This window comes from Microbacterium sp. DT81.1 (genome assembly GCF_049844955.1).
Taxonomy (GTDB): Bacteria; Actinomycetota; Actinomycetes; order Actinomycetales; family Microbacteriaceae; genus Microbacterium.
Map to the genome: position 1 here is coordinate 148,992 of NZ_JBNCMA010000004.1, position 22,328 is coordinate 171,319.

The 22,328-nt window shown below is 68.5% G+C and carries 26 protein-coding genes; 15 read left to right on the forward strand and 11 right to left on the reverse strand.

Annotation, left to right across the window (positions count from 1 at the left end; all coding sequences use genetic code 11):
• Positions 1-60 precede the first annotated feature (60 nt).
• From ACLQ2Q_RS12190 to ACLQ2Q_RS12205, 4 genes are all read left to right on the forward strand, one after another.
• Positions 61-969, forward strand: a complete 909-nt coding sequence (locus tag ACLQ2Q_RS12190; RefSeq protein WP_425820732.1) for a metalloregulator ArsR/SmtB family transcription factor — start codon at positions 61-63, stop codon at positions 967-969.
• Positions 970-1,017: 48 nt separating this feature from the next.
• Positions 1,018-1,434, forward strand: coding sequence for an arsenate reductase ArsC (locus tag ACLQ2Q_RS12195; protein ID WP_425820733.1), 417 nt, complete (start codon positions 1,018-1,020; stop codon positions 1,432-1,434).
• Positions 1,431-1,913, forward strand: coding sequence for a pyridoxamine 5'-phosphate oxidase family protein (locus tag ACLQ2Q_RS12200; RefSeq protein ID WP_425820734.1), 483 nt, complete (start codon positions 1,431-1,433; stop codon positions 1,911-1,913). Before ACLQ2Q_RS12195 ends, ACLQ2Q_RS12200 begins: the two co-directional genes overlap by 4 nt.
• Positions 1,914-2,063: 150 nt before the next feature.
• Entirely contained in the window at positions 2,064-2,888 is an 825-nt protein-coding gene (locus ACLQ2Q_RS12205; RefSeq protein WP_425820735.1) for an MBL fold metallo-hydrolase, read from the forward strand.
• Between the two features lie 49 nt (positions 2,889-2,937).
• Here the strand turns inward: ACLQ2Q_RS12205 and ACLQ2Q_RS12210 are convergent, their stop codons facing one another.
• Together ACLQ2Q_RS12210 and ACLQ2Q_RS12215 are read right to left on the reverse strand one after the other, a co-directional pair.
• On the reverse strand, positions 2,938-4,119 hold the full coding sequence (locus ACLQ2Q_RS12210) for an AI-2E family transporter (RefSeq protein WP_425820736.1): 1,182 nt from the start codon (positions 4,117-4,119) through the stop codon (positions 2,938-2,940).
• Positions 4,120-4,220: 101 nt separating this feature from the next.
• Entirely contained in the window at positions 4,221-6,587 is a 2,367-nt protein-coding gene (locus ACLQ2Q_RS12215; protein WP_425820737.1) for an arylsulfatase, read from the reverse strand.
• A 215-nt stretch (positions 6,588-6,802) separates the two neighbouring features.
• Here ACLQ2Q_RS12215 and ACLQ2Q_RS12220 point away from each other — a divergent pair, with 215 nt between their 5' ends.
• Entirely contained in the window at positions 6,803-7,024 is a 222-nt protein-coding gene (locus tag ACLQ2Q_RS12220) for a hypothetical protein (protein ID WP_425820738.1), read from the forward strand.
• 75 nt (positions 7,025-7,099) lie between these two features.
• On the opposite strand, the gene ACLQ2Q_RS12225 is transcribed toward ACLQ2Q_RS12220, so the two are convergent.
• Together ACLQ2Q_RS12225 and ACLQ2Q_RS12230 are read right to left on the reverse strand one after the other, a co-directional pair.
• Entirely contained in the window at positions 7,100-7,303 is a 204-nt protein-coding gene (locus ACLQ2Q_RS12225) for a hypothetical protein (RefSeq protein WP_425820739.1), read from the reverse strand.
• 96 nt (positions 7,304-7,399) lie between these two features.
• Complete coding sequence (locus ACLQ2Q_RS12230; RefSeq protein WP_425820740.1) at positions 7,400-7,738, reverse strand: hypothetical protein; 339 nt, start codon at positions 7,736-7,738, stop codon at positions 7,400-7,402.
• Between the two features lie 154 nt (positions 7,739-7,892).
• On the opposite strand from ACLQ2Q_RS12230, the gene ACLQ2Q_RS12235 reads away from it, so the two are divergent.
• Positions 7,893-8,216 (forward strand): hypothetical protein, encoded by a 324-nt coding sequence (locus ACLQ2Q_RS12235; protein WP_425820741.1) that lies wholly within the window; start codon positions 7,893-7,895, stop codon positions 8,214-8,216.
• A 17-nt stretch (positions 8,217-8,233) separates the two neighbouring features.
• On the opposite strand, the gene ACLQ2Q_RS12240 is transcribed toward ACLQ2Q_RS12235, so the two are convergent.
• Positions 8,234-8,449, reverse strand: coding sequence for a hypothetical protein (locus ACLQ2Q_RS12240; protein WP_425820742.1), 216 nt, complete (start codon positions 8,447-8,449; stop codon positions 8,234-8,236).
• Positions 8,450-8,597: 148 nt separating this feature from the next.
• On the reverse strand, positions 8,598-9,752 hold the full coding sequence (locus ACLQ2Q_RS12245) for a glutamate--cysteine ligase (RefSeq protein WP_425820743.1): 1,155 nt from the start codon (positions 9,750-9,752) through the stop codon (positions 8,598-8,600).
• Positions 9,753-10,108: 356 nt separating this feature from the next.
• Between ACLQ2Q_RS12245 and ACLQ2Q_RS12250 the strand changes: the two genes are divergently transcribed.
• The gene (locus tag ACLQ2Q_RS12250) at positions 10,109-10,927 is read left to right on the forward strand and encodes a YhjD/YihY/BrkB family envelope integrity protein (RefSeq protein ID WP_425820744.1); all 819 of its coding nucleotides are present in this window, start codon (positions 10,109-10,111) and stop codon (positions 10,925-10,927) included.
• On the opposite strand, the gene ACLQ2Q_RS12255 is transcribed toward ACLQ2Q_RS12250, so the two are convergent.
• Positions 10,924-11,880, reverse strand: coding sequence for a serine/threonine-protein kinase (locus ACLQ2Q_RS12255; RefSeq protein ID WP_425820745.1), 957 nt, complete (start codon positions 11,878-11,880; stop codon positions 10,924-10,926). The two genes, ACLQ2Q_RS12250 and ACLQ2Q_RS12255, sit on opposite strands and share 4 nt — an antisense overlap.
• Before the next feature lie 352 nt (positions 11,881-12,232).
• Here ACLQ2Q_RS12255 and ACLQ2Q_RS12260 point away from each other — a divergent pair, with 352 nt between their 5' ends.
• The 5 genes from ACLQ2Q_RS12260 (at position 12,233) to ACLQ2Q_RS12280 (ending at position 16,380) form a co-directional block, all read left to right on the forward strand.
• The gene (locus ACLQ2Q_RS12260) at positions 12,233-13,024 is read left to right on the forward strand and encodes an alpha/beta fold hydrolase (RefSeq protein ID WP_425820746.1); all 792 of its coding nucleotides are present in this window, start codon (positions 12,233-12,235) and stop codon (positions 13,022-13,024) included.
• Between the two features lie 15 nt (positions 13,025-13,039).
• Positions 13,040-13,897, forward strand: coding sequence for a MerR family transcriptional regulator (locus ACLQ2Q_RS12265; protein ID WP_425820747.1), 858 nt, complete (start codon positions 13,040-13,042; stop codon positions 13,895-13,897).
• Positions 13,898-14,146: 249 nt separating this feature from the next.
• Positions 14,147-14,386 (forward strand): hypothetical protein, encoded by a 240-nt coding sequence (locus tag ACLQ2Q_RS12270; protein ID WP_425820748.1) that lies wholly within the window; start codon positions 14,147-14,149, stop codon positions 14,384-14,386.
• A 135-nt stretch (positions 14,387-14,521) separates the two neighbouring features.
• Positions 14,522-15,334, forward strand: a complete 813-nt coding sequence (locus ACLQ2Q_RS12275) for an MTAP family purine nucleoside phosphorylase (protein ID WP_425820749.1) — start codon at positions 14,522-14,524, stop codon at positions 15,332-15,334.
• On the forward strand, positions 15,331-16,380 hold the full coding sequence (locus tag ACLQ2Q_RS12280; protein ID WP_425820750.1) for an NAD-dependent epimerase/dehydratase family protein: 1,050 nt from the start codon (positions 15,331-15,333) through the stop codon (positions 16,378-16,380). Before ACLQ2Q_RS12275 ends, ACLQ2Q_RS12280 begins: the two co-directional genes overlap by 4 nt.
• 2 nt (positions 16,381-16,382) lie before the next feature.
• On the opposite strand, the gene ACLQ2Q_RS12285 is transcribed toward ACLQ2Q_RS12280, so the two are convergent.
• Complete coding sequence (locus tag ACLQ2Q_RS12285) at positions 16,383-17,558, reverse strand: sensor histidine kinase (RefSeq protein ID WP_425820751.1); 1,176 nt, start codon at positions 17,556-17,558, stop codon at positions 16,383-16,385.
• Positions 17,545-18,285: a response regulator transcription factor gene (locus ACLQ2Q_RS12290; protein ID WP_425821060.1), complete on the reverse strand. Its 741-nt coding sequence runs from the start codon at positions 18,283-18,285 to the stop codon at positions 17,545-17,547. The genes ACLQ2Q_RS12285 and ACLQ2Q_RS12290 overlap by 14 nt, the downstream gene beginning before the upstream one ends.
• Before the next feature lie 114 nt (positions 18,286-18,399).
• On the opposite strand from ACLQ2Q_RS12290, the gene ACLQ2Q_RS12295 reads away from it, so the two are divergent.
• From ACLQ2Q_RS12295 to ACLQ2Q_RS12305, 3 genes are read left to right on the forward strand one after another with little or no spacing between them, the layout of a single operon-like run.
• Entirely contained in the window at positions 18,400-19,059 is a 660-nt protein-coding gene (locus tag ACLQ2Q_RS12295; RefSeq protein ID WP_425820752.1) for a glycosyltransferase family 2 protein, read from the forward strand.
• A complete protein-coding gene (locus ACLQ2Q_RS12300; protein ID WP_425820753.1) occupies positions 19,056-19,673 on the forward strand; it encodes a TIGR04282 family arsenosugar biosynthesis glycosyltransferase in 618 nt (205 codons plus the stop codon). Before ACLQ2Q_RS12295 ends, ACLQ2Q_RS12300 begins: the two co-directional genes overlap by 4 nt.
• A complete protein-coding gene (locus ACLQ2Q_RS12305) occupies positions 19,670-20,374 on the forward strand; it encodes a class I SAM-dependent methyltransferase (protein ID WP_425820754.1) in 705 nt (234 codons plus the stop codon). The genes ACLQ2Q_RS12300 and ACLQ2Q_RS12305 overlap by 4 nt, the downstream gene beginning before the upstream one ends.
• Before the next feature lie 45 nt (positions 20,375-20,419).
• Here the strand turns inward: ACLQ2Q_RS12305 and ACLQ2Q_RS12310 are convergent, their stop codons facing one another.
• Both ACLQ2Q_RS12310 and ACLQ2Q_RS12315 read right to left on the reverse strand, forming a co-directional pair.
• Positions 20,420-20,905 carry a hypothetical protein gene (locus ACLQ2Q_RS12310; protein ID WP_425820755.1) on the reverse strand — a complete coding sequence of 162 codons (486 nt, stop codon included), beginning with the start codon at positions 20,903-20,905 and terminating at the stop codon, positions 20,420-20,422.
• Positions 20,902-22,206: a molybdopterin-dependent oxidoreductase gene (locus ACLQ2Q_RS12315; protein WP_425820756.1), complete on the reverse strand. Its 1,305-nt coding sequence runs from the start codon at positions 22,204-22,206 to the stop codon at positions 20,902-20,904. Before ACLQ2Q_RS12315 ends, ACLQ2Q_RS12310 begins: the two co-directional genes overlap by 4 nt.
• Positions 22,207-22,328 lie beyond the last annotated feature (122 nt).

Below are 22,328 nucleotides of genomic sequence, written 5' to 3' on the forward strand. Positions count from 1 at the left end.
ACGGCGAAGCGGTGCCGTCGCGACGGACGGGCCCTGATCCCTGTAGATAGACTGTCGTCTATGGATCAGGGGGATGCGCTCGCCTTGACGGCGCTGGGAGATCCGACGCGCGCCCGGATCCTGCGTCTGATCCGTGATTCCGAGGGCGGTCGCGCACTCGTCGGTCGGCTTGCAGAGGCGCTCTCGCTCCGTCAGCCGACCGTCAGCCATCATATGAAGGCGCTGCACGACGATGGTGTGGTCGTGCGCGAGCCGGAGGGCAGGCGAGTCTGGTACTCGATCGCGACCGTGCATGCCGACCGCGTCGACGCCCTGCTGGGCGACCGGTTCCCCGCCGAGACTGAGCCCGACCTGGATCGGATCGCCGACGATCTCGCCGTCCGCTTCCGTGGCGTCTTCGGCCGGGAGACGGTGCATGCGAAGGTCGTGGAGAGCTGCGAACTGCTCGCGCGCGGACCGAGGTCATCGATGCTGGCGAGCCGGACGGCGACGTTCGCCGCAACGCGGCTGGAAGCGCTGGCCCGCGCCGAGTCCACCGCGACGGGCGTCCCGCGGGTGCTGTTCGTCTGTGTGCAGAACGCCGGCCGGTCGCAGCTCGCTGCGGGGATCCTCCGCCAGCTCGCGGGCGACCGGGTCGCCGTCTCAACGGCCGGCTCCGAGCCCGCGGGGGAGGTGCGTCACACCATCGTCGCCGCGCTCGACGAGATCGGTGTGCCGCTCGGGGGCGAGTTCCCCAAGCCACTCACGGACGAAGCTGTTCGTGCCGCCGACGTCGTCGTCACCATGGGATGCGGAGATGCGTGCCCGATCCATCCCGGGCGCCGGTACCTCGATTGGGACCTGGAGGACCCCGTGGGCAAGCCGATCGAGCGGGTGCGCGCCATCCGGGACGACATCGAGTTCCGGGTGCGTGGCTTGCTGCACGAACTCGTCCCGCAGAGTTCAGGCTCCGTTCCCCATAACAAATAGGTACCGGTCTATGCTTTCCGAGAGAGAGAGAGAGAGAGCGAGACTCCGATGACCGACAAGCCCACCGTCCTGTTCGTCTGCGTGCACAACGCGGGCCGATCCCAGATGGCCGCGGGATACCTCCGTGCGCTCGGTGGCGACGACGTCGAGGTCCTCTCCGCCGGCTCCGCGCCGAGGGACACGATCAACCCGGTCGCAGTCGAGGCGATGGCCGAGGAGGGCATCGACATCAGCGCTCACACGCCCAAAATCCTGACGGTCGACGCCGTGCGGGAGTCCGACGTGGTCATCACGATGGGCTGCGGTGACGCCTGCCCGATCTTCCCCGGCAAGCGCTACGAGGACTGGGAGCTGGATGACCCGGCCGGTCAGGGCATCGACGCCGTCCGGCCCATCCGGGATGAGATCCGCGCCCGCATCGCGGCGCTGGTGGCGGACCTGCTTCCGGAACGCGGAGCGGCGTGAGCGGCGACCGCCTTCACGAGATGGCCGACAACGCCGCCCTCGATCCGGAGCGGCTCGCGCGCGCCCTCGTATCGGAGAACTCGTACCTCACACTTGCGACGGCCGGCGCCGATGGGATGCCGTGGGCAACCCCGGTCTGGTTCGCCGCGAGGGAGCTGGACCTGTTCGTCTGGGCGTCGAAGCCGGGCGCGCGACACTCGCGAAACATCACCGAGAATCCACGCGTGTCACTTGTGATCTTCGATTCGAGCAGGGCGCCAGGCGAGGGGAGCGCGCTCTACGTCTCGGCGGATGCCGGGCTCGTCGATGACGCCACGTTCGAGGATGCGCTCTCCGTCTACAACGCGCGTTCGCTCGAGAGCGGACTGCGCGAGTGGGGGAGGGCCCAACTGAGCGGAGCGGCGAAGCATCGCCTCTACCGCGCCCTTACGCTCGACTCGTTCGTGCTCGATGACCACGACGAGCGGATCAGGGTCTAGGCCCCTCAGCCGGCGCGAGGTCCAGATCGAGGCGCGAGCGACGCAGTTCGGCCATCATCTCCTGCCAGAGGCCCGGCCCTCCCTGTTCGAGCAGTTCGGCACCCGGTAGCGTCTCGATGAGCGGTGCAGACGACGAGCGGAAGGCATCCGATGCTGAAGCAGGTGGCGGAGGGCGTGCTGGTGCACGAGAGCGAGTTCCTCCAGAGCAATGCGGTAGTCGTGCAGGGTGCGGACGGGGTGCTGCTCATCGACCCGGGCATCACGGAAAACGAGCTGGCGGCCCTCGCGGCCGAGATCCGCGGGCTGGGCAGGCCCGTCGTGGCGGGCTTCTCCACGCATCCCGACTGGGACCACGTGCTCTGGCACCCGGACTTTGGCGATGCGCCGCGCTACGGGACGGCCCGTGGTGCGTCATCCATCCGAGAAGTGCTGTCGAAAGCCGACTGGAAGGACCGCATCGCCGAGGGATTGCCGCCGGAGCACGCCGACGAGATTCCCATGGAGCTGCTCGGTCTGATCACCGGTCTGCCCGCACAGGCCGAGCGCATTCCCTGGAGCGGCCCATCGATCCGCATCATCGAGCATCGGGCGCATGCTCCTGGTCATGCGGCGTTGCTGATCGAAGACCGGGGCGTCCTGGTCGCGGGCGACATGCTCTCCGACATCCTGATGCCTTTCCTCGATCTGGAGGCCGCCGATCCGATCGAGGACTACCTCGACGCGCTGCGACTCTTCGAGGATGTGGCGAACGACGTCGCTGTCGTCATCCCCGGTCACGGCTCCGTCGGCACTCGCGATCAGCTGCGGACGCGAATCGAATTGGACAGGGCCTACACCGAGGCTCTGCGCGACGGTCGTGATCCCGATGACCCCCGGGTCGGCCCGTCGGCCCCGCTGTACTGGCTCTCCGACGTGCACGAATGGCAGGTGCAGCGGCTCGCCGCGAAGACAGCGAGCGACAAGGCGTCCGGATAGGAGCTTCAGGCTCTCGCCGTGTGCCCAGGACTCGCCAGGCCGGAAGGGCTCAGGTCTTGAGATCCTGCTGGGGGACGACGACCTCTCTGAGGATCAGCAGAAGCGAAGCCATCACCGGGAGTGCGAGGAGCACGCCGAGCACCCCCGCCAGCGCACCGCCCACGAGGGCCCCGATCAGCACCAGAGCGGCCGGAATCGCGATGGCCCGCGTCATCACCCGCGGGCTCACCACGTACGACTCGAGCTGGATGTAGATCAGGTAGGCGATGCCGAAGATCAGCGCCTGGTCGGGGCTCGAGAACAACGCGACGATGGTGGCCACGATCCAGAAGATCACGGAGCCGAACAGCGGAATCAGGGTCACAACAAAGGCGATCACCGCCATCAGCGCGGGGAAGGGCAGGCCGATCAACAAGTGCAGCACGAAGACGACGCTCGCGTTGATCGACGAGAGGATGACGGAGCCGATCAGAGCCCCACCGACCGACGCAGTGATCCGCTCGGTCATGTCGGAGAGCCGCGGACGGTTGCGGGCCGGTGCCAGCGCATAGAGCGCCTGCTTCATCCCGGTCAGGGAGGCGAGGAAGTACAGCGTCAAAGCGACCACGATGAAGCTGGCGGACACGAAGCTGGCCACTCCCAGGCCGACCGAGAGGGCACCGCCGGTGATGGCGGCCATCGTCTGCGGGTCGGAGAGCGAACCGGAGAGTTGGTCGAGCCCGGCTCCCAGCGAGGCTTGCAGGTCGTCGCTGAGGCTCATGAACCAGTCGGACTGCTGGATGTCGGTCATCGCCTGCGGGATCGACACGATGAATTCGACGATCTGCGCGAGGACCGGGGGCAGCACGAAGATCAGGAACAGGGCGACGAGCACGGCGAATCCGCCGAACACCACGGCGATGCCCGCCCCTCGCTTCATGCCGGCGCGCTCGAGCCGGCGCACGACGGGATCGAGTCCGAGCGAGACGAACAGGGCGAGGACGATGTAGGTGAGTATGGTCGCGATCGAGCCGATCGCCGAGCCGATGAGAAGTGCTCCGAGTACGCCGAGGGTGGCCACGAAGGCCACCACCAGTGGGTGGTCCACCATGGCGAGGATGCCGCGGCGCCTCGCCGAGGGTGCGCCGGCCCGGCGCTCGTCCACCGCTGGTGAAGGGCTCGCCACCTCGCTCGTGGTTACGGCGGCGGCGTGCCCGCGCTCTGACACTGCAGCATCCGTCGGTTCGCTCATGGATGGACCGTATTCCGCCGCCCGCATCGGCCACATCATCCGCATCGGATGAACGCGACCGGGAGCGGGCTCTTCGTGCCCGACGCGGGCGCCGACGCCGGTTACTGCCGCGCCATGGCGATCCGCAGGCGCTCGTCCGGATCGATGAGATGGTCGTGGTCGTCATCCCCTGTGTCGATCTGCACCCAGTGGATCCGTCCGGTGAACCGGCTGGTGCGCGCCGAGTACTCCGGGCTCACCGAGGTGCCCGACTCGTAGCCGACGTCGGTTGTCTCATCGGCCGAGAAGATCATCGGCTGCGTCACGCCGACTCGCCCCGTTCCCACGGAGACGCCGTCGTAGTAGAGGGTGACCCCGCCGCCCTTCGCGAGGCCCCCGCCGTCGTAGGCGAACTCCACGCGCACCTGGTGTTTCCCCGGCTCCAGCAGGGCATCCGCGACGGTGGCGAAGGAGTGGATGCCGAGCACGTTGTACACGAAGTTGACCTTGCCGCCGGTGAAGAAGACGCTCCATCCCCCGAACCGGCCGCCCTGCGCGATGACGACACCCTCCGCACCCTTTTCGGGTACGTCGACCTCGGCGGTCACTGAGAACGACTTGTTCTTGATGCTCACCACGCTGCTCTCCGAAAGCCGTCCCATGCCGCCGAACAGCAGCTGCGTGCTGCCGTGCAGCAGCGTCGGTCGGCCAGCGAGCTCGGGGTTGAGTCTCTCCCCCGTGCGGTCATCGATCGGCAGCACGTTGTACTTGACCGCTTCGATCAGCCAGAGTCGCTGCAGGTCACGAAGCTTCTCCGGGTGCTCGGCGGCGAGATTGCGCGCCTGGCTGTAATCGCTCGTCCCGTCATAGAGCTCCCAGACATCGTCATCCAGCGGCGGCACCGTTCCCCCCACGAGTTCCCATGGCGTGCGGTGCTTGGTGACTGCGCTCATTCCCTGGAAGTAGACGCCTCGGTTGCCGAACATCTCGAAGTACTGCAGGTCGTGCTGTTCTTCGGCGTGGGGTCGGTCGAAGGAGTACAGCATGCTTGTGCCTTCGATCGGGGCCTGCTGCACCCCGTTGACGACCGTCGGCTGGGGCAGACCGGCCGCCTCGAGGATGGTGGGTGCCACGTCGATGCAGTGGGTGAACTGGCTGCGAAGCCCGCCCTTCTCCTGGATGCCGTTCGGCCAGTGCACGATGGTGCCGTTGCGTGTGCCCCCCCAGTGCGATGCGACCTGCTTCGTCCACTGGAAGGGAGCGTTCATGGCCCACGCCCAGCCCACTGCGTAGTGGTTGTAGGAGCTCGGCGTGCCCAGTTCGTCGATCTTGGACGCGAGGAACTCGGGTGTCTCGAGGGCGCCCATTCCATTGAAGTTGGCCATCTCGTTGAACGCCCCGTTGAGCGTCCCTTCGGCCGAGGCGCCGTTGTCTCCGACGATGTAGTAGATCAGGGTGTTCTCGAGCACGCCCAGGTCCTCGATCGCGTCGATCACCCGCCCGACGTGGAAGTCGGTGTGCTCGAGGAAGCCCGCGTACACCTCCATCTCGCGCTCCAGCACCGGCTTCAGCTCATCCGGCATGTCGTCCCATGCGGGGATGGCGTCGTGTCGGGCGGTCAGCTCTGTCTCGGGTGGAATGACCCCGAGCTCCTTCTGCCGGGCGAATGTGCGCTCGCGCTGCGCGTCCCATCCGTCGGCGAACTGCCCCTTGTACTTGTCAGCCCACTCCACCGGCACGTGATGCGGCGCATGAGTGGCGCCGGGGGCGAAGTACACGAAGAACGGCTTCTCGGGCATCAGGGCCTTCTGCGTCCGGATCCAGCTCACGGCGCGATCGGCGAGGTCCTCGGTGAGGTGGTACCCCTCCTCCGGTGTCGTCGGCGGCTCGACGGGGGTCGTGCCGTCGTACAGGGCCGGCTCGTACTGGTTGTTCTCCCCGCCGATGAAGCCGTAGAACGTCTCGAACCCGCCGCCGCCCGAGGGCCACGCGTCGAACGGCCCCATCGGCGAGGACTGCCAGACCGGCACCTCGTGACACTTGCCGAACTGTGCGGTGGAGTACCCGTTGAGTTTCAGCGTCATGGCGAGAGGAGCCTTGGTGTTCGGCCGCAGCGAGCTGTTGCCCGGCGCGGAGGTGGCGGTCTCGGTGATGCTCCCCATCCCGACCGAGTGGTGGTTGCGGCCGGTGAGCATCGCCTGCCGGGTCGGCGCACAGAGTGCGGTGGTGTGGAACCGGTTGTACTTCAGGCCGCCGGCGGCGAGCTTCTCCGCGTTCGGGGTGCTGCATGGCCCGCCGAAGGCGCTCGACGCACCGAACCCGACATCATCCAGCAGCACGATCAGGACGTTCGGAGCGCCATCGGGCGGCAGCAACGGTGTGATCGGCGGGAACGAGGTTGCCGGGTCTTTCGCATCGTACGTCGTCAGCCCGGGGGGCTGGATGTCGGGAATGGGCAGCATCGTACGTGCATGACGGTCAGGAGACATGAGCGTTCCTTCTTCCTCGGATGTCGACACCCCAGACAACCGCGTTCGAGGGGGGATGGCGTCACCCGTTTCGAATGATGCACGTGCTGCTGGAATCGCTCAGCCCGCCGCCGAAGTCAACCCCGTGGTTTCGTGAGCCGATGCGTGGCACGGTGAGGACCAGCCGCCTCCGCCGCGGCGGAACGGCGGCGGCATCCCGGAAAGGAGCGTCCCAGATGAGTGCCGACAGAGAACTCAGCGAGAACCCGCCTGGCGCAGACGAAGTCGATGCCGTCGAGCGGGTCGTCGAAGAGGTACGCGATGAGATCCGGCATGGACATGTGGAAGACGATGTGACCCATGTCCTGGAGGAGCGGCTTCACGAAGTCGGTGTGGATCTGCGGCCCGAGAGGATCGATGACCTCGCGGAGGACATCGAGAACGACGTCTCGACCTGACGCAACGACGTCTCGACCTGACGCGGAGTGTCGTGTCGGCGACCCAGAACGCGGTGCGGGCTTTCGGCGTGACGGTCAGCGCCCCGTCGGGGACAGCTTGTCGACGCCGTGACGGTTCGGCTTATCGGGCTCGGCGGCGGTCGCGGGCGACGCCGGGGATCCGCCTGTGGCCTCACCGGTATCCGGGTAGTGCGGCTCCTCGATGTCGATCGCGTCGTCGCGTTCTTCCGGCGGCGGCAGGTGGTCCAAGGGCCGTTTGATGTCGTCTCGATCGTTCATGAAGCCAGCTTCCGCGTTCGCAGGGCACTCCTGCAGGGGCTTGCCATCCGCGAATCGTCCTGATCCGGCGCCGGTCGCACCGACCGCGATGCCCGCTTAGAGGGCATCGGCGATCTCCTCGTCGACGTGGTCCCATTCCTCTTCGGTGGTCGCCTGCTGTGGCCGCGCGATCGCGTCGATGCGTTCACGCATCTCCTTTATCGCCTGGCCGTTCTCCGGCGGGTCGAGCTCGCTGTTCGTGGTCTCGATCATCAGGACCGTGTTCGCATTGAGGAGGAAGGACGCCTCCACCGTGTTGCCGTCCGGGCTGATGCAGCTCAGCGTCACGGTGTCTGCCGCCGATGTGTCTGAGAGCAGGCGCGCATACTCCAGCAGCGTGTCCGCTTCCTCGTCGCCCATGAACAGGGCCTTGTCGCCGAAGGTCACGTGCTTCATGCACGCCACGGTAGGACTGAGACCGCGATCCGGCGCGGGGGTTGACAACGTCCGGGCGCCGTGGGGAGGGTCAGATGTTGAAGGGTGTAAGCACCACGATCCCGCCGACGCCAGCCCCTGTTTCGCAGTTCGCAAGCGGCGCATCGTACCTGCCATGGGCACCTTCATCTACGGCACGCACGGCCTCGAAGTGGACATCGAAGACCATACCCTGCGGCACTTGCGCGACGTCATCACCTCCAAGCTGCGCAAGCGCGAGTGCTTCTGTCTCACTCTCCCGGATCGGTCGCGCGGAGAGCTGACCGTCTGGATGGACGCATCGATTCCCGTTGCGTTCCGTCTCGACGAGGATGGTGCCGACGAGGGGCTCAACGGAGCGTGGCTGCTGCGATTGCACGAAGCCGCAGATCACCCCGCGGGACTGCACATCATGGACGAACCCCCGCGTCGCGTGGCCCCGATCGGACTCATCGCCTGAAGGGCATCGACCATCGATCAGTCGGTTCGTCGGTGCGGCAGGCCGTCCTGGATCGCCTGTGGGATCCTCCACACGGGGAAGCCGCTGATTTCGGCGATCAAGTCGACATCGAACCCGTGGGTGAAATACGCCACTCGCACGGATCGGATGCGGGTGGGGGTGTCGGCGAGGGCAAGGGCGAATTCGGTGGCGTAGCGCTCCCAGACGCTGATCTCGTACTGCGGTGACGTCACGCCATCCTCACCTCCTCGCCGTTCTGAACTGTCAGACCCGTCGCATCGCTCGTGCGATGGTAGAACAACCGTGTTAACGCAATGATTCCGGATGCTACGGCGGACTGCATGCTGTGAATGTCGGCGCGGGCGTTGAGCCTCGCCCGCATCAGTTGTGCGTCACGGCGATGGCGGCAGCCACGACATCCCGGCACTCGCCCGTCATCGTCCATGCCTCTCGCTGTTCGGACGCCCCCGTCCCGCGATCCAGCATTCGGGAGAGGCTGGCCCGGATCAGTGTGCTCTCCATCGGGGACTCGAAGCCCTCCTCGATGTGGCTCAACAGAGCCGCGACGGCTTCCCGGGCGGTGCACTGCATACGGGTGATCGGGTGCACCAGGTTCTCACTCAGCCCGAAACGGCTGGCACGCCACGACGCCAGACGCAGAACCGATGTCGAGATATCGTCGGCCTCTTCCCCTGCGCGCCACCGGCGCGCGGCCGTTTCGATGAGGGCGCGGATGAGAACGGCGATGGTAGCTGCGTCGTCCGGGCGGAGGCACACGTCCGCGATACGGACCTCCACGGTGGGCGCGTGCGCAGAGAGGCGCGCGTCGAAGTAGATCATGCCCTCGTCGAGGGAGACGCCGGTCTCGAGTATCGCCTCGATCGCGGCCCGGTAACCCTCCGCGCTTCCGAAGCGGTCGTAGGGTCCGGCGGTGGGCCATCGCCCCCATGCCTGATAGCGGTAACTGGCGAAGCCGGTGTCCTTGCCCTGCCAGAACGGGGAGTTCGCGCTCATCGCGAGCAGCACCGGCAGCCAGGGGCGGATGCGGTCGAGGACCGCGACGCCTTCGTCTGGCGACTCGATGTCGACGTGCACATGGAAACCGCAGGTGAGCTGCTCCACCAGGGTCAGCCCGAATCGCTCGCCCATCCGCTGGTAGCGCGCCGTGGACACGAGGTGAGGTTCGCAGGGGAGCGTCGCCGTCGCGAGGGCGACAGCACGTGCGCCCACACGCCGCGCAGCAAGGTCGGCCGCACGGCGCCCCTCGAGGATCGTGGCGGACAGCTGGTCCAGCGAGAGTCGGGGCGGACTGACGACTTCGATCTGCTCGCGTTTCACCTCGAACTCGAGGAGCGGGCGCGAGCCCTGCCAAGCACCGGCCGCTGCGTCCAGAAGATCCCCGGCGACGGGGACCGGGTGAAGAGTCTCCGCTCCTACCAGCAGCAGCTCTTCCTCCACGCCGATCGATCGGATGCGGCGGCTGGCGGCCACCCCGCTGCGACGCAGGGGTGCGGCAGACGTGGTGCGGGGATCCATGGCGTCATCCTTCGACCAATGCCGCGTCTCACCGCCCACAGCTCGCGCGCACGCACGAGGGGCTCGACGAGGCCTCCGGGAAACAGTACTCCCGCCGGCGCGTCGGCCACCAGACAAGGGCGGAAGCCCCGATCCGACGATGTCCTCTCGCCGCTTCTCCAAGTCGAGCCGATCGCAGCATCGATGCGTCGGATAATCGAGCACGTGACCGCCCGGCCGGCCGTGGGTGCCGGTGTAGCCTCGGACGTGAATAGGCGATGCAGCGCCTCATCGCACACCCTCGTGAGGTGCCTATGGCCAGGTGGACCGCCAATCGACTGGTTCGAACGGGAGCCGCATCGCGGTGGGGCCGCTTCATGCTGCGAGTCGGCCGCGAAGTGGGCGGCATTCAGCTCGTCGACCGCGGCATGACCCTTGCCGCCCACGCCTTCACATCGGTGCTGCCCATCCTGATCGTCGCGGGGGCGGTCCGCTCACGGCTTGACCCGCAGAGCGGTCCGATCGTGGCCGAGCACCTGGGGCTCGACGCGGCGACCGCCGAGATCCTCGAGAAGTCTCTGCCCGGCGGCGCGCAGGAACTGCGCGCGACCGGTGTGATCGGCGTCGTGCTCCTGGTGATCGCCGCCACTTCGTTCGCACGGGCATTGGAACGCAGCGTTCGGACGATCTGGCGCGCGCCCGCATCGAGCGTCAAGTCCGCGTGGCGTTGGTTCGCCGCGGTCATCGCGGTGATCGCTGGGCTCTCGGTGGTCGTCGCCTCCCGGATCTTGCTGCGCGGTGACGGTGCCGCGTCGGTGGTCGGATTCGCGGTGGAAGTGGCGGCCTGGGCTCTGCTCTGGTGGATCGCCTCCTGGCTGGTGGTCAATCGACGCGTCACCCTGCGACAGCTTCTCCCCGGCGCGCTGCTGGCAGGGGCGGGCTTTGCCACGGCCGGATTGCTGGGCCGTCTGGTGCTGCCACCGCTCCTGGCCGACTCGGCGAACCGATTCGGCGTGCTGGGTATGGCGTTCACCTACATCGGCTGGCTGCTGGTGCTTGCGTGGATCCTGCTGATCGCCATGGCCGTCGGTCGCGTCGCGTATCTGAGCCAAAGCGGGCGGGCGTGGCGCAACTCGGTCTCGTATCCCGCAGGCCGCGCCGCATCAGGCGAACGGCGAACTTCGCCGAACGTCTAGGCAGAGCGCGCGTCGGCCCCCGGAGCCCACGTCCCCACCGTGCCGGGACGGCGAGAGATGCCCGGCACCGGCTGCATGGCCGGTCCGCTTCGCATGAGTGCGAACGCTCGCTGAGCGACCGTTCTGGCCGCGGGACGGTCCGTGGGATCGGGGGCGGTCATGCGCCGGAGGAGTCGCGACCATCCACGTGGCAATTGTTCAGGGATGCGCGGCGGCTCGAGCAGCCGCGCGATGGCAGCACCGATCCCGGCGGCCTCCGGAAACGCCCGTTGCCCCGTCATCGCTTCCACGAGGACGAGTCCGAGGGCGTAGATGTCGGCGGAGGGGCCGATGTCCTCGTCGCGAACCTGCTCCGGCGCCAGATATGCAGTGGTTCCCACCGCGACGCCGTGCGACTGCGCGGACCCACCGTCCATCATGGAGGCGACGCCGAAGTCGGCGAGCTTCGCATGATAGGAGCGCCCGGGCATGTCGGTGTGGGTGAGCAGGATGTTCAATGGCTTGACGTCACGGTGCACGATCCCCGCCTCATGCACGGCGTGCAACGCGGACGCGAGGTCGCACGCCAGGTACGCCACGTCCCGCATGTCCAACGGGCCGTTCAGCAGCTGGTGGGCGAGCGTCGGGCCGTCGACGAACTCCATGACCAGGTACCCGGGCTCGCCGGGAGTGAGGTTGGCGTTGAGGAGCGTGACCAGCGCGGGATGATCCAACGACGCGAGAAGTGCCACTTCGTTTCGCGCCTCGGCCAGTCCCGTGCCGGTATCCGAGTCGTCCCGTAGCATCTTTATCGCGACCGTGCGTTCACGTGCGAGGTCGTCTGCCCGGTACACCTTCGCGGTCGCGCCCTGGCCGACGCATTCGTGCAACCGGTAGCGCCCATCGAGCATCGCGAACGTCGCGCTTGCTTCCGCCTGTGCCATCTCGTCCTCCAGCGGCGCGAAAACCTGCATCTCGCCGCACTCCCAGACGGACGGTACCGCGACGACGTTCCGCTTCTCGCCCCGTTGACAACGAGCGCGGGAAGTGCAAATACGAGTGATGAAGTCGACGACCGCGCGGGCGGCTGAGCGGGAAGCGCCGGGCACGCACTGCCGGAGACGTCGCGCGCTGGCCGCAAAACGTACAATCCTCAGCGCCCGCCGGTCCGTAACGTTCCGGCATGGACGTGGATGCGATGTTTCGGTCGGTTCCTCTGTCGGGCGGCCGCCTCCGAGTGCCGGGAGATGTCTGAAGGAAAGTTGACCCTCACGCAGCGTCAACCCTGCAGGCTTGGTCCATCGCCGCAGTGGGACGGAAGACGCCATGATCGACAGGACCTCGACCCCGACCTGGACCGGTATGGTGCCGGTCGACGACACGGCTCTGGCTGTCACCGATTCGGGTGGCTCCGGGACGCCGGTCATTTACCTGAACGGCCAGTTCGCGACGCAGGGCTACTGGCGGCGGGTTCTCGCCGAACTCGGGCCGGACTGGCGGCACATCACCTACGACGAGCGGGCTCGAGGGCGCACGTCCGGACGTTCGGCGGACTACTCGTTCGAGGCCGCCGTCCGCGATGTCAGGGCCGTGCTCGATGCTCGTGGTGCCGACCGGGCGCTGGTGGTCGGGTGGTCGTACGGTGCATTCGTCGCCGCACACTGGGCGAGCCGCAATCCGGACCGGACGATCGGCGCGGTGCTGGTCGATGGGGCGCAGCCACACGACTGGCTCACAGACGAGATGGAGCAGGGCATCCGAACCGCCTTCCGTCGCCTGAGATGGCTGACGGTGCCGCTGCGCGTGACCGGGCTCACGCCGCGGATGACCGCGGTGGAGATGGCCGAATGCAACATCGAAGTCGGCCGGCTCGCGCGGGAACGGCAGCTCGGCCCGGTGATGGACAGAATGACCGTCCCGACGCGGTATGTCCTCGCATCCGGAACGTCGTTCGGGAGCAAGGGGGATGGGCAGGAGAAGATCCGGGCCAGCGTGCCCGCGGTGACCGAACGAAACCCGCACATCACGATTCACGCCAAGGTCGCCAGCAATCACGGCGCGATCCTCCGGAAGGACTTCCGCGCGATCGCCGAGGCGGTCCGCGGCGTCGCCGGTTGAGGCAGTCTGGAGCCCATGCTCTCGATCGGCCAACTGGCCTCCTACGCCGGGGTGACGGTGCGGACAGTCCGCCACTATCACCAGATCGGTCTGCTGCCCGAGCCGGAACGCGACCACTCCGGCTATCGCAGCTATGACACCGCCGCCGTGGTGCGGCTGATCCGGATCCGCGTGCTGGCGGACGCGGGTGTTCCCCTCGCCCGCGTGCAGGAGCTCCTCGTCGCCGACTCCGAGGAGTTCGCCCGCGCAGTCGGGGAGATCGACAAGGCCTTGAACGCCGACATCCGCCGCCTCCAGGCGAGTCGCAAGCGGATCGCGAAGCTCGCCGCCGGCGATCACCTGGCCCTTCCCCAGGTCGTCCTGGACTACCTGGACCGGCTGCGCGGGGTCGGCGTCGGTGAGGCCTACATCGAGCTCGAGCGGGACGCCTGGATCATGCTCGCCGCACAGGATCCGCTCAGCATCGACGCCGTGATCGCCGAGAAGAACCGTCACCTGGATGAGGACCCGGACATGACGCGGCTCTACCGCCTCCTCGGCTCCGCGCCGGAATGGCTGCCGGGGGACCCCCGAGTCGTCGAACTCGCCGACCTCGTAGAGCACCTCCGCATCCGCGCAGTCCAGAGCGGCGAGCTGGAAATCGGCAACGCCGATCAGACGGAGCCGCTCACCGCCCTGCTGGACGCGGCCATGACCGAGTCGGCGCCGGTCGCTCGAGAGCTGCTGGCGATCCTCGAGCAGCGCGGGTGGCGTGGCTGGAATCGGCTCGAACGAATCCCCGAAGGGCGCATCCCCCCCATCGCCGAGTCCTCGCCGCCCGACCTCATCTCCACGACGAACCACGAATCAGCAACCCCGCTCGAGGAGGCCTGACGCCGGCTCAACTTCCGTCGCGATCGCCCGCGAGCGTCGGCAACGACGAGGCCGGCGAGACGATTCTCGGCGATCGGTCGGGCCGCGGCGACAGCGCTGGTGTTGCGGTCTGCGAACGGGAGAGCCTGTTGTGTCGGGCGGGTGACGGGGCCGCCATTCTCGTGAGCAGCCACCACCTCGACGAAGTCGCCCGAATCGCTCTTCGCTCTGCCTGTCCGCCGCTCGACCATCGCTCTGGCGAAACTCATCGTGTACGCGACCTGGGCCGTGCTGATGAGCATCGCTCTCGCCGCCGCGCTGCACCTGCTCGGCCTCGCCGCCGATCTGGGCCCGTCGTCCGGTGACACGTGGCCGGCGTTGGCGTGCCAGGTCTTCCTGGGCGCGATGACCGCCGCCACCCCCGCAGAGCTGCTGCGGGTCCTTCCTTGCGTCGGCGCCTTCGTGCTGCTCGCCGCGGCATCCTGGCGGAGGATGCAGCTCGACCGGTGACCGAGCGCCATCCTGTCGGTGGGGGAAGGATCAACGCTCGACGCGAAAGCGCTGACGGTCGGGGCCGGTCGATCGGTCATCGTTCTGTAATGGTCCACCCCAGTCCAGATGAGTCGGCAGTGACAGCCTGGACTGGTGAGTAACGACCGCGGGACGAGGGCGAAGGTCGCCGTCATCGGCGGCTCAGGCCTGTACGCGCTCTTCGACGATAAGGACTCGACGGCCTTCACCGTCGCCACGCCCTTCGGGGACGTGGAGCTCACCAGGGGCACGATCTGCGGCACCGAGGCGGTATTCGTGCCTCGGCACGGCGCCGATCACTGCGTCCCGCCGCATCTCATTCGTGCCCGTGCGGTGATCTGGGCGTTCGCGTCCACCGGGGTGCGCGTGCTCATATCGACCGCCGCCGTGGGCTCGCTCAACCCCGACCTGCCGGTCGGGACCATCGCTGTCGCCGACCAGCTCGTGGATCGCACGCACGGGCGAGCCGACTCGTACTTCGACGCATCGACGGTGCGGCATCTGCCCTTCGCCGATCCGTTCGACTCGCACGCGCGCCGCCTGGCGCTGGAGGCGTGCCCCGAGCTCGTCGACGGCGCGACGGTCCTGGTCATCCAGGGGCCTCGCTTCTCCACCCGCGCAGAGTCGAGGATCAACCGCTCGGCCGGAATCGACCTCGTCAACATGACGCTCTATCCCGAGGCCGCGCTCGCGGCCGAGCTGGGCATCGACATGGTCGCGCTCTGCGTCGTCACGGACGTCGACAGCGGCGAGCAGGCCGAGGAGGCCGTGACCGCGGAGATGGTCTTCGCCCGCCTCGCCGAGGCCCGGCAACATCTGGTCTCGGCGATCGAGCGCATCGCGTCATCCGTGCCCCTCGACTATGCCCCCCGTGAACTGATCGACGGCGCGGCTGTCGCCGAGGTACTGCGGATGGAAGCACAATGAGCCTTCTGCTGGTGACCGGTGGCGCGGGATTCATCGGCTCACGCGTCGTGACCGCCGCTCTTTCCGCCGGGTGGGACGTGCGAGTCCTCGACTTGCTCTCACCCGAGGTGCACCCCTCGACGCCGGCGATTTCCGCCAGCGTCGAGATCGTTCGAGCCGACGTCACCGACGCGCGTGCTCTGGATGGCTGCCTCGTGGGTGTCGACGTCGTCAGCCATCAGGCCGCGAAGGTGGGCATGGGCGTGGATGTCGCCGATGCGCCGGGTTACGTCCGGGCGAACGTGCTCGGCACCGGTGAGCTGATCGCGGCGCTCGCCAGGGCCGGAGTGCGCCGGCTCGTGCTCGCGTCGTCGATGGTGGTCTACGGAGAGGGGCGCTATGTCGGTTCCGACGGAGACGTCCGGCCCGGTCCCCGGTACGAGGGCGACCTGCGGACGGGGATGTTCGAACCGCGCGACCCGGTCACCGGGGAGATCCTGACGCCGGCGCTCACTGTGGAAGGCTCCCCGGTCGACCCGCGGAGTCTGTACGCCGTGTCGAAGCTCGCGCAGGAGCAGTTCGTTCAGGTCTGGGCGAAGGAGACGGGCGGCACCGCCGCGATGCTGCGCTATCACAACGTGTACGGTCCGGGCATGCCCCGCGACACCCCCTACGCCGGGGTCGCGGCGATCTTCCGCTCCGCGCTCGAGCGGGGGGAAGCGCCGAAGGTCTTCGAGGACGGCGGTCAGCGGCGCGACTTCGTCCACGTCGACGACATCGCGGCGGCGAATCTTCGTGCCGCCGAATGGACAGCGGATGCCGAACCCTCGACCGCGCGCCCGTTCAACGTCGGCTCCGGCAGGGTCTCGACGATCCTCGAGGTCGCGCAGCGGCTCTCGCTGGCCCACGGCGGGCCGGAGCCGGTCATCACGGGGCGATTCCGGGCGGGCGACGTGCGTCACATCACCGCGTCATCCGATCGCGCCCGCACCGAACTCGGCTGGGCGCCCATTGTGCCTTTCGCCGACGGCATGCGCGAGTTCGCGAAGGCGCCCCTTCGGGCCTGAGTTCAGGCGAAAGACTCTTCACGGCCCCGGGCCGTGCTCGGCAGGATCAGGTCGAAGCGGCATCCACCAGGCACGTTCCGCACGGTGACCTCGCCCTGGTGCGCGACGGCGATCCCCCGCACGATGGCGAGCCCCAGTCCGGCACCGCTGGAGCGCAGCGACTCGCCGAGCGCCTCGGGGTGCGCCTCCGGCGTGCGTGCGCTCGCACCCCGCCAGCCGGGCTCGAAGACGCGGTGCAGATCCTGCTCGTCGATGCCACCGCCGTTGTCGATGACGGTGATCGATGCGCGCCCGTCGACCACCGACGCCGCCACCGTGATCGGCGAACCGGCCGGCGTGTGCTGGATCGCGTTCAGAAGCAGGTTCGAGATCGCCCGAGACAGTTCCCGAGGATCCGCGTGCACGACGGCGTTGCGGCCGAGGCCCTCCTCGATCCGGATGTCGCGTCCGTGCGAGACGGGACGAAGATCCGCGACCGTGTCGGAGATCACGTCGTAGAGCGAGACGTCCTGCAGCGAGAGGCGCAGCGTACCCGAGTCGATCTTCGACAGCTCGAACAGGTCGTCGACCATCGCCGAGAGCCGGCTCACCTGCTCGCGCATCTGCCGGTGGTACCGCTGCGGATCGGTCGCGAGGTCATCCTCCAAAGCCTCCGCCATCGACATGATGCCGGCCAGCGGCGTGCGCAGATCATGCGCTATCCACGCGACGAGTTCGCGCCGCGACTCCTCGATGCGGTGCTCGCGCTCACGCGACGCGGCGAGCTTCGCGCTGGTGGCGACGAGCTCTGCCGCGAGAGCCCGGAACTCTGCGCTCGACTGCGGGCCGACGGCATCCACTCGCTCCCCGTCGCCGATGCTGCGAGCCGCCCGCGAGAGCGACCGCGCATTGCGCACCACGACGATGCCCAGGCATGCCACGAGCGCCAGCGAGACCGTCCCGGATATGACGGCGACGTTGACGGCGACCGTCAGGTCGTGGTCGGAGAGGAACATCAGCCACGACGCCCCGACCATGCTGAGGATCACCGCCAGCACCGCGGCGAAGATCAGGACGCACACCTGAACGATGAGCGACGATCGGCGCAGCGCCCACAGCGCCGCGAATGCGACAGCCCCGACAGCGATCGTTATCGCGAGCGACAGCCCCGCCACCTGCAGCAGATCAGGCCAGCTCATCGGCATCCTCTCCGATGTCCAGGCGGTAGCCGACGCCCCACACCGTCGCGAGCAGCGTCGGCTGGGTCGAGTCAGGTTCGATCTTCTCGCGAAGGCGCCGCACGTGCACTGTGACCGTGGACAGGTCGCCGTACGTCCAGCCCCACACCGCGGTGAGCAGCTCCTCGCGGCTGAAGGCCTGGCGCGGGTGCTTGACCAGGAAGGAGAGCAGGTCGAACTCTCGCACGGTGAGGGGAAGCAGCCTGCCGTTCATCATCGCGACGCGGGCGGCAGGGTCGATGTGGAACGGTCCACGATCGAGGGCCGACTCCGGCGCGTATTCTCCGAGTGATCGGCGCAGCACCGACTGCACGCGCAGCACCAGCTCGCGCGGCGAGAACGGCTTCGTCAGGTAGTCGTCCGCCCCCGCCTCGAACCCCCGGATGCGTTCCTCCTCGCTGCCGAGCGCGGTCAGCAGGATGATGGGAGTCGCACTCGTGCGGCGGATGCGGCGGCACGCCTCGATCCCGTCGATGCCCGGCAGCATCCGGTCGAGCACGATGAGATCCGGCGAGATGCGCGCCTCGGCCTCGATCGCCTCGTAGCCGTCCCCGACGCGGTCCACCACGAAGCCCGCAGAGCGCAGGTACTCGGCGACGACCTCCGCAACGGTGGGATCGTCATCGACGACGAGCACGCGTCGATCGATGAGATCCTCGTTGCCCAGGGTGCGCGAGGCTTCGGCGATCACCTGCCCACAGTACGCCCGCGTGCGAGCGGCCAACGGGCCTCGGCGAGAGCCTTCCGCGTTCCGTAAGACTTTCGCGGCGACGCTGAAATCGCGCGAGCCTAGCGTCGGAGGATGGCTGACGTCGATCTCGTGCTCCCGTGCCTGAACGAGGCGGCGGCGCTGCCGTGGGTGCTGGGGCGCCTGCCGGCGGGGTATCGCGCGATCGTGGTCGACAACGGCTCGACCGACGGATCGGCCGAGGTGGCGCGAGCCGGGGGCGCGACCGTGGTCTTCGAAGCGCGGAAGGGATTCGGTGCCGCCGTCGCAGCGGGGATGGAGGCGGCCACCGCCCCGATCGTCGCGGTGTGCGACGCGGATGCCTCGCTGGATCCCGCCGACCTGCCGCGGCTCGTCGCACTGCTCGGCGACGGCGCCGACCTGGTGCTCGGCCGCCGGGTGCCCACGCAGCGCTCGGCATGGCCGGTGCATGCGCGCGTGGCCAACGCATTCCTCTCCCAGCACATCGCCCGCCTCGCGGGCGTCAAGGTCGCCGACATCGGTCCGATGCGGGCGGCGCGCACCGCCGCCCTGCAAGGGCTTGGCATCCGCGATCGGCGAAGCGGGTACCCGCTGGAAATGGTGCTGCGTGCGGCGGTGGCGGGCTGGCGGATCGTCGAGACGGATGTCGCCTACTCGCCGCGCATCGGAAGGTCGAAGGTCACCGGAACCGTGCGCGGCACGCTCACCGCAGTCAAGGACATGAACCGCGTCCTGCGCGAGGTGCGTGCATGAGCGTGCTCGTCGTGATCGCGAAGGCCTGCCTTCCGGGCAAAGTCAAGACACGTCTTCACCCGCCCTACACCCTCGAGGCGGCGGCGGCGATCGCCGAGGCCAGCCTGCGCGACACTCTCGGTACCGCCGCCCGAACCACCGCCGATCGACGCATCCTGTACTTCGACGGCGAGCCGAGCGGACTGCCCATCGAGGGATTCGAGGTCGTGCCGCAGCGTCAGGGCACCCTCGATCAGCGCATTGGGGCCCTGTTCGACCAGCTCGACGGGCCCACCCTGCTCATCGGCATGGACACCCCCCAGGTCACGCCCGCCGACCTGAGATGGCCCACCGACACGGATGCCGTGATCGGCATGGCCGAGGACGGTGGCTTCTGGGCTCTCGGTCTCCGGGCCCCTCGGGGTGACCTGGTGCGTGGCGTTCCCATGTCGCGCGCCGACACCGGAGCCCGGCAGCTCTCGGCCCTCGTCGGTGCGGGACTCACGGTCGAGCGGCTGCGCACGCTGCGCGACATCGACCTCGCCGCCGACGCCGCCGCGGTGGCGGCCGGCATCCCGGACTCCAGGCTCGCGCGAGCCGTTGCGGGTGCGACGCGAGAGGGGCGGGCGGCGTGAGCGGCCTGATCGCCTTCGGTGCCGGCGGCGACGAGCCCTACGCGCTGCTCCTCGGGGGAGGGGGCGGCGGTCGGCTCGCGTTGCGCAGGGTCGGGGAAGCGAGCCCCGTGCTGCAGCTCGACGTGGCGGATTGGAGCGCGCCGGCCAACCCGGTCGACGTGGCAGTGCTGAGGGGCCTCGCCGGACCGCTCCTCGACGTGGGCTGCGGCCCCGGCCGCATGCTGCGTGCCGCGGAGGAGAGGGGCCTGGCGGCGCTGGGCATCGACATCTCGGGGGAAGCGGCGTCGCATGCCGCGGCGGACGGCTCCCGCGTGCTGCACCGGTCGGTCTTCGAGCGGCTCCCGCTCGAGGGCAGCTGGGCGACGGTGCTGCTCATGGACGGGAACATCGGCATCGGGGGAGACCCGCGGGCCCTGCTTCAGCGCTGTGCTGAGCTGATGGCGGCGGATGGCGTGCTGGTCGTCGAGGTGGACGCGGATCCGGAACTGCACGAGTGTGCCGTCTTCACCGCGATCGGCGAAGAGGGGCACGAGAGCGGCGCCTTCCCGTGGGCGCGGCTCGGGTCGGCGGCGCTCGCGCGCATCGCTGGCGAATGCGGTCTCGTGCTCGGCGACGCCTGGGCGGCCGGCGACCGGCGGTTCGTCATGCTGCGACGCTTTACATCCCTCACACCGCCGGCATCCGTCGCGCCGCAGGCCTGACGCCCCCGTCATCCGTCAGACCACCCGCATGTGTCGCGCTCTGAGTCAGGGGCGTCGCCGCTGCCGGTCGAGCACCGCATGCAGCCCGATCGCGGCCGTCGCGGCGACGGCGAGCGCGACGAGCAGGATCGCGAGGTTGTCGCCGTAGTCCAGCGGCAGGATGCTGGGGTTCGCCGTTCCGACCGCCTTCTTGACGATCTCCGGCACGACGAGAAGCACCATGATCCCGCCGACGGCCAGCGCACCCTGCGCGACCAGGATCGACCGGTGCGGCATCCGTCCCTCGACCCGTCGACCCGCGAATGCGACCCCGAAGACGATCCCCGCGATCACGACGTCGTGCGCGATCAGCACTGCCACGAGCCACACGATGATCGCGGGATACTGCCGCGGCGGGATGTCGTTCAGCAGCACGATCCCCCCGATGACGGCCACCAGCACACCCGAGCCGATGAGAATCGTGCGGACGTCCTCCATCGTCCAGAAGCTCCACGTCCGCCGTGTGCGCGAGGGTCCGGGAACCGCGCTCACGCGATCACCTCGATCACACTGAGCCATTTCGTCTGGAGCACACCCGGTCGCCCTGGCGCGATGATGCGCGCGGGGTAGCCGTGGTCGATGTCGAGTTCTTCTCCGAACAGCTCGAGCGCGACGAGGGTCAGCGGATCGCGCGCGAACTCCGGCTGCATCTCGGTGACCCCGAAGTTGCCCCGCTGCTGCAGGCTGGTGATGCGCACGTGGGCGTCGGGGGCGGCGCCGACGGCGTCCAGCAGGTCGCTCAGGCGGGGCCCGCGCCACGCGGCGTCCTGGCTCCATCCCTCGACGCAGGCGATGGGCAGGACTTCCTCCCGCTGCGGAAGTGCCCTCAGCCGTGAGCGGGAGAAGACCTCCCGCGTGCTCCCGTTCACGATCGTCAGCGTCCACTCGGGTGCCGTGGCGGTATCGAGCACCCCCGCCGCTTTCGCGGTGCGATTGACCGGCAGGGTCTGGGGGCCGACGCCCTTCTTGCGGGGCGCGAAGGCGTTGAAAGGGTCGAGGATCCGGAACGACTGACCAGCCGTCGTGGCGACGAGGACGGTGGTCGCGACGGCCACGGTCGCGAAAAACCCCCGCCGGGTCTCGCGCACCGCGCGCGCCTCCCGTGGCGCGGGGGTCCGGTCCATCCACGCGAACACTCGCCCCGTCACCCCGTGCGCCTGTTGCCGGCCGGTCAGCCGCTGCAGCTCATCGGCGACCTCGAGCTCGGCATCCGGGTCTTCTCCGTCAATGACGAGCGTTCCATTCGCTGCGTACGCGTCGCGCTTGCGCCAGTACCGCGTGATCACCGGCAGCTTGACGCCGATATGGATGAGGAGCGAGCCCATCACGATCCACGACAGCGCATAGTGGGTCAGCCGGAACGAGAAGCCGAACAGTGCGTAGAGCTGGTACGTGTTCAGCAGTCCGATCGTGATCTGCATGAGGGATGCCGCGACGAAGAGCGCGATGGACGCGCGTTCGACGAGGTGCCCGAACGAGCGCACCGGGGGGCTCTGGAAGAGTTCGGGGAAGACGGTGAAGAGCTTGGCGAACAGCAGCGGGAAGCACGCGATGCCGGCGGTGACGTGGATGCCCTGGGTCAGCTGGTAGATCCACACCGGCCGGTTCAGGAACACCATCCAGGGGAGCGGGTCCTGCAGGAAGTGGCTGTAGAGACCGGTGGCGAAGCAGGTCAGGAAGGCCAGCGCCAGCAGGCGCCCGAGAACCACGGCGTGCCGGGGGTTGCGCGCAGGGGACGCGACCGCATGCCTGATCTGGTGCAGGATGCGCTGCAGTCTCGCGGTGAGAAGCACTCGACCACCTCCTCGTCCAGCCGACTCTAGGGCGGGGGATCGCGGGGAATCGGGGGCAGATGTGACGAACCGCGGACGATAGACGTTCCGAGTACGTAAGGTCTCGGCCGGGCGCGGATACC